The organism is Veillonella sp. CHU732, assembly GCF_003992085.1.
Classification (GTDB): Bacteria; Bacillota; Negativicutes; order Veillonellales; family Veillonellaceae; genus F0422.
In genome coordinates this window covers 34,458-41,255 of the sequence record NZ_RQVC01000018.1, presented here as the reverse complement: position 1 = coordinate 41,255, position 6,798 = coordinate 34,458, and the positions used below count along the sequence as shown (strand labels likewise).

Genomic DNA, 6,798 nt, shown 5'->3' with positions numbered 1-6,798 from the left:
ATATGTCTATTTTATTGCAACAAAAAAATGTTGGTGACTACTCTTATATGAGTAGCCCCAACATTTATTATAGAGCCTTTTTTTTGAGTTGGGATATGTACTGATGGTGTTAGTATATAAATCAATAATTGTATGATACAATAACGGTATATTAATGAGTAAAAGTGATGAATAATTTTAATACTATCGAATATTTAGGGATTTGGGAGAAGTTAAATAGTCCAGAATTTAACCCCCTCGAATTCGAGGGGTTTTAAATATGCAAGTGAAGCAGATATGTTAAATGTTTCCTTATTTGATAAATTGGCCACAATGCAATCCTCATTGAAAAAGGTTTAGAACAAAAAAAAGAATGATAGAACTTAGGATTCTATTTTTAAAATACGTGGTGAAAGATTAGGAATAGGGTAGAACGATAAATTTTTAAAGGAGTATATATGAATACAACAAAAGAATGGATTGAAAAATATGAAACAGTAAAACATTTATTAGTTGCCCCTATGAACTATGCAGAAGTTTTTGAAAAAAATGAAATTCATGGAAAAAAATTATTTGTTTTAGAAATGGGAGAAATCATATTTCCGACGGGAGAACTTTTGGTAAGAGATCCTTTGGTTTGGCTGAGTAGAGCAGAAAAACCTTATTTAACCAAAGTACCAAGAGGAAAGTATAGCATTGAAACTTTGGTAGTAAAAATCGAAGAAGAACACTATCGTTATGTACTTACAAGAGTAAAATTTAATGAAAATAAGCCAGTGATTTATTACGAAGCTTTAAAAGGTGATGAAAACCTAGAAGGTGTAGATAGTGAAAGTATTTTTGGATTTATGGTTGATGCAGGATTGGCAACTATAGTTGATGTAGAAACAAGAGATAAATATTGTGATTTTGTAGAGAAGTGGTATAAAGAAAATACTGAAAAAAATATTTATAATGATTTTTTTGCAAAGGAATTTAAAGAAAATGCCATGAAATATCCAAAATTTCAAAGAGAAGATGGAGACTGGATAAACTTTAAAATTCCTAATACAGATTTATCAATTCCTATGATTCAGTCTGGTTTTGGAGATGGACAGTATCCTGTATATTTTGGGTATGATGAAAAGGGAAAGCTTTGTGATATTGTTTTAGAGTATATACCGATAAATTAATTTCAAAGGGGGATATATGAACTATTTATTAAATAAAGAAGATTTTATTTATATGAATCTAAGTTTTCCCGAAGAAACTGTAGAAAGTATTATCCCTACACTTGGAATTGATGCAGAAAATGGATAGATGTAACAAGTTAATTTATAGAATAAATAAAAAGTGTAATGAGGTAGAATATGGAAAAAATAAAACATGAATTTTTTGGAGAATTAGATTTAGTAAATGGATTAGACGATGGTATGGGATTTAGTAACGATGTTGTTGTATTGTGGGAAGAAGAGGTAAATGGAATTAATACAACACTTTGGTATGGTAAACCAGCTAAAATCACAACAGAATTATTAGATAATTTTACGAAGTTTTTACAAAATTTTGGTGAATATAACAAAAAAGCTAGAAAAGTAATAGGAGAATATCTATTAGAAGATAATACATATATTACATTTCATAAAGAAGAATTAGAACTTGATTTACCAGAAGATGTAAATGAATTTGTACAATGTATGAAAGTTACGAATATTGGATTATGGACAGATGGAGAGAATGTAATGATTGTAGATTATATGATTTCTCCAGAAGAAAGTGATGAAATTTTAGCTGTTAAATTTGATGATAGTCTTGATATTATAGATATTTCTTGGGAAAGTTAAAATTTAAAAAGCAACAAGATAGCAAATTAAAATGCATGCTATACAGTATATAGGTTACTATATACGTTAGCATGCATTTTATCGCTTATAATTGTACTTTCACACCATAGATAATATTGACTAATTCAGCCATAGCCTCTGGTGTTTCCAAGCCTGGATTCAATAAGAACCATTGGGATGGTAAGAAAATAACTTTGTCGTTTTTCACAGCTTGTAATTGATTCCAAGCTGGGTTGCTAGTCATTTCTTTGGCAAAGGTTGCATTGATTTCATCCTTTTTACCCATGGTAACAACAAGGATTATATCAGGGTTGTCTACTGTTAATGTTTCTAAGGAATAAGGTACTGTTTTAGAAGTTACATTATCTTTTAAATGCTGTTCTACTACATTGGTAATGCCTAATTCATGAACCATAGATGCCGTGATTGCTAGAGGAGTTTCTGCTGTTACCGATTTACCAGTAGCTCGTAATACAGCGACTTTAACAGGTTTATTTTTAGGAATCGCAGCTTTGACGGCATCGATTTTTTTATTGTAATCTTCGATGACAGATTTGGCCTTATCTTCTGTATGGAAAATATTGCCTAATAATGTTAGCAAAGGAATATTATCATTGATGCCATCGTAATTAATAAGGATAGATGGAATATTATTGCTATCTAATTGACCTTTGAATTTTTCATGTTGGCTAGGTAAGCCTAATACTAAATCAGGATGTAGACCAACTAATTGTTCCATATTAGGATTGGCTGTATGGCCTATGCTTGGTAATGATTCAATTTCACTAGGTAACTTTTCGTTACTTTCAACACGAGCGATGGCTTTGCCACCTACAGCATAGATCATTTTAGAAATAGAGTTAGATAGGGCTACCACCTTGGATGGGTTAGCAGGAATTGTGTAGGACTGATCTTGGTAAGAGACAGTGCGAGTTGTTTCTGTTGTAGTAGGACCTGTTTTTGCGCATCCACCTAGTAACAAAGAAGTGGAAAGTAGAACAGCACTACAAATTTTTAAATATGTTTTCATTGTTTATTTCTTTCAAATAAGGGGATACGAAACGTATCCCCTTATGTTTTTAGTACTATAGTATTGTTGGTAAATTATTTTACTAATGCATCATATGCTTCGGAAGCACGTTCTGCAAAGATATCACGGATTTGTTGATTTTCACCAGCACCATGGATATAAGTATCTACAGTAAATCCTTCTTTCATAAGGATATTTTTATGAGAATCAGGTTCGTCACCAGCCATATCGTTGTTTGCATGGTCACCAGCCACCATCATTAATGGCATTAATGTAACGTGTTTGATACCTTTTTCTTTCAATTGAGGGATTACTGTTTCAAGGTTTGGCCATCCTTCAACTGTGTAAAGGTATGTATTTTGGAATCCCATGGAATCGATACGATCTTGGATTACTGCATAGTACGCATTAGATGGATCTGGAGTACCATGAGCCATGATCAATACAGCAGAATCTTTTGTTTGGATCATAGGGAATTGGGAAGAGTATGCTTTTAATGCTTGTTCAATATCATCGCGTTGTTCTTCTTGGCCCATCCAGTACATTAAAGGTAAACCTAATGTCATTTTTTTGAAATCTTGTTTATGATGGTTGAATACAGCCCCAGCATAGTTATATTCCATACCTGGAATCATATTTAATGTTGTTAAAGCAACACGAGTGTATCCATCAGCTTTTAATTGGTCTAATGCTTCTTCTGGAGTAGGGTATGTAATACCTTCATGGGCTTTAATGCGATCAATAATAATATGGGATGTGAAAGCAGTGACTACTTTAACATTTGGATGTTGTGCTTTGATTTCATTGATTGTTGCATCAATTGTTTTTGCACGAGTATCTTTGAAAGTAGTACCAAAGGACATAACTACGATAGCATCTTTGTTTTCAGCGTTTTGCATCATTGGATTTTCGTATGTGCGAACACCAATGGAAGCTGCTTCTTGTAATGCTGGAGTTGCATCTTTTACTTCAGAGTTTAACATGTACGCCGCATCAGTAGATTGAGAAACGCCGAAAGCTGCAGTTACTGCTAATGCCGCAATCATAGCGCTTTTAGAAAAGAATTTCATAATAATTCTCCTTACCTAAAACTAGAATATACCCAAAAGCATGAATTTTTATTTCTCTATTCATACTTATTTATTATTATATTCCTGCCTGTGATAAGTGTCAATGAAATATAAACATATAATCATGAAAGTTAGCTATAATCAAATGAAATATCTTAGTACTTAGGGTATCAATGAGTATCAACAAAAATGAAGGGATACAAACAGGCCATTCACTCTCTATTTAGACAGTAAACTACTATGATTTTATTGACTTAAAAAAATCACTGTGATAGACTTAACAAGTTATAAAATTATCAAGAACAATAAGAAGTCTGAGAACATAATAGAAAGGAAGACATAAGTATCTATGAAATCTATACATAATACAAAGAAAATAACAGCAATGACTGTTATCGTAGGGGCCATGACGGCACAAGTGATGGCAGATAATTCAGCCATGGTTGTTAGCGGTAGCGGTGCCAGTGCAACAGGTCACGTGGCATTGGCTGTGGGGGCTAATGCCAATGCATCAGGTAACCAAGGGGTGGCTATTGGTGCTAACTCCGCAGCTAGCGGTGGTAATGCGACGGCTCTTGGGTTAAATGCAACTGCAACACATACAGATGCACTGGCCATTGGTACAAAAGCAGAGGCAACGAATGTGAATACTACTGTAATAGGTGCGTATGCTGTATCTAGTGGAGATTATGGGGTGGCAGTGGGAGCCGATTCTTATGCGACAGGTAACCGTGCTATTTCTATTGGTGTAGCAATCAATGAGACAGAAAATAAACGATTTGGTGCTACCGGTGATCGCTCTATCAGTATTGGTAATGAAACACTGGCTTCTAGCACGCATACAACAGCTGTAGGAGATAGTGCTACAGCTACTAGTAATAGATCTGCTTCCTATGGGGCATTTGCAAATGCTACAGGAGTTCAATCTACTGCAGTGGGTCATGCATCCAATGCAAAAGCAAACCATAGCTCTGCCTTTGGTGATGCATCTATAGCGAGCGGTGAAACATCCGTAGCAGTTGGTTATGGTGCAAAAGCACAAGATGCAGAAACGATTGCAATTGGTTCTGGAGCGCAAACAAATGATAAAAATGCACGTGGTTCTATAGCGATTGGTAGAAGCTCTAATGCCCAAGCGGGATTATCTGTTGCGATCGGTGCCGATGCTAAAACAGAGTTAAAAAGCCCTATTAATATTCCCGATTTTTATGGCGCGACAGCTATCGGTACCGGTGCTAGTACAGGAGGTATAGGATCCACTGCGATTGGTAACCAAAGTCGAGCAAATACAGACATTGTGGGAGGAATTGTAAACTCTTACTCCACTGCGGTAGGTACATCAAGTATTTCTCAGGGGACTTATTCTTCTGCTTTAGGTACACACTCTAAAGCATTAGGCCATTATTCTATTTCCATTGGCATGCAGAAGGATAGAAAAGAGGGTACTGCGGGTGCACTTGGCTATGGGGCAGCCGCTATAGGCTTGTATGCAGCGGCAAATGGGATACAAAGTATTGCATTAGGACAAGAAAGTAAAGCAGATAAGAATCGAAGCATTGCTATCGGTTTGAGTACCATCACGGATGGTGTTGACTCTATTGCTATGGGGACTAAATCAATGTCTCATGCATCTAAAGGTGTGTCATTAGGAGCTGGTGCGACTAGTACAATTGAATCTTCCGTAGCATTAGGTGCATTATCTTCTACATCTGGTCAGGCTTTTACAGTGGGTTATGATCCAACTACAAAAGCGGCTATGGATATGAGTACAGTTGTAAAAGATGTAACAGCTTATGAGGCACAAAAAGCAATCATTAAAGAGGCGAATAAGACAATTGATACATCTAATGCCATACTTCGTACAGCTGAATATGATCGCATCTATGGAGCTACCTCTGAAATTCGCAATGCTGCAGATACTTTAACTGCAGAGCATCGAGGAAAGATTATTGATGCAGAGGCAAAAAAATTAGAGGCTATGGAGGCGATTAAAAATAATTTCCAAGGTGCTTCAGCGTGGGAAAGCTCATTAGGTGGAGTGTCCGTTGGTAATGCAGAGTTAGGATTAACTCGCCAAATTAATAATGTGGCGGCAGGTACATTAGATACAGATGCTGTTAATGTAGCCCAGTTAAAACGAGTGATTAATACAAGCATCAATAACACTATGGGTGACATTATGAACCAAACGAATACATTGGTGAATGGGGTACGTCAAGATGTACAGGCCCTTCGTAGTGAAAGTCGAGAAGGGGATGCTATGAATGCTGCCTTAGCAGCTTTAAAACCGGTGGCGTATAAATCGACAGAACCTACGCAAATTATGGCGGGTGTGGGACATAACTCTGGCAAAACAGGAGTGGCCCTAGGGGTAGCCCATTATACAGACGAAGGAACCATGTTTAATGCAGGCATTGCCTTTGCTGGCAAACAACGATCCTATAATGGAGGCGTTACTTTTAGAATTGGACATGGTAGTGACGATGTACCACAATATGCACCGCCTGCAACAATACAAGTACTTTCAGAAGAATTAGCACTAGAAAAATCTAATAATGAGTTACAAGAGCGTCGTATGCAAGAACAAGAGGCAAAACTCAATCGTTTATTACAACAAAATGAACGATTGCAACAAGAGGTAGCAGCTTTAAAGACGTTGTTAAAATAATACAATAGAATGCAAATAGTAGTTATACTACTACAAAGGCTATAGACTGAAAGTATCAGCTATAGCCTTTTTGTGTTAACCAAAACACGGTAATATATTTGATTATATTACAATGAGAGTAGTGAATGTATACTAAATAGTGACCAATATCACATAGCTTTACAATTCGTGAATCAAATGGAGCATTTAAAATCCATATGGAGTAGATGTGATATTTGATTAGGTCTA

5 protein-coding genes are annotated in these 6,798 nt (G+C 35.9%); 3 read left to right on the top strand and 2 right to left on the bottom strand.

Translation table 11 applies throughout. From position 1 onward, the window contains the following. Positions 1 to 437 precede the first annotated feature (437 nt). Both EO121_RS07690 and EO121_RS07685 read left to right on the top strand, forming a co-directional pair. The gene (locus EO121_RS07690) at positions 438 to 1,151 is read left to right on the top strand and encodes a DUF4241 domain-containing protein (protein WP_127061031.1); all 714 of its coding nucleotides are present in this window, start codon (positions 438 to 440) and stop codon (positions 1,149 to 1,151) included. 177 nt (positions 1,152 to 1,328) lie between these two features. Next, entirely contained in the window at positions 1,329 to 1,802 is a 474-nt protein-coding gene (locus EO121_RS07685; RefSeq protein WP_127167223.1) for a DUF2004 domain-containing protein, read from the top strand. 85 nt (positions 1,803 to 1,887) lie between these two features. Here the strand turns inward: EO121_RS07685 and EO121_RS07680 are convergent, their stop codons facing one another. Both EO121_RS07680 and EO121_RS07675 read right to left on the bottom strand, forming a co-directional pair. Next, entirely contained in the window at positions 1,888 to 2,832 is a 945-nt protein-coding gene (locus EO121_RS07680; RefSeq protein ID WP_127167221.1) for an ABC transporter substrate-binding protein, read from the bottom strand. A gap of 74 nt (positions 2,833 to 2,906) precedes the next feature. Then, the gene (locus EO121_RS07675; RefSeq protein WP_370447224.1) at positions 2,907 to 3,878 is read right to left on the bottom strand and encodes a sirohydrochlorin cobaltochelatase; all 972 of its coding nucleotides are present in this window, start codon (positions 3,876 to 3,878) and stop codon (positions 2,907 to 2,909) included. Positions 3,879 to 4,251: 373 nt separating this feature from the next. On the opposite strand from EO121_RS07675, the gene EO121_RS07670 reads away from it, so the two are divergent. Continuing rightward, positions 4,252 to 6,570: a YadA-like family protein gene (locus EO121_RS07670; protein ID WP_127167218.1), complete on the top strand. Its 2,319-nt coding sequence runs from the start codon at positions 4,252 to 4,254 to the stop codon at positions 6,568 to 6,570. Positions 6,571 to 6,798 lie beyond the last annotated feature (228 nt).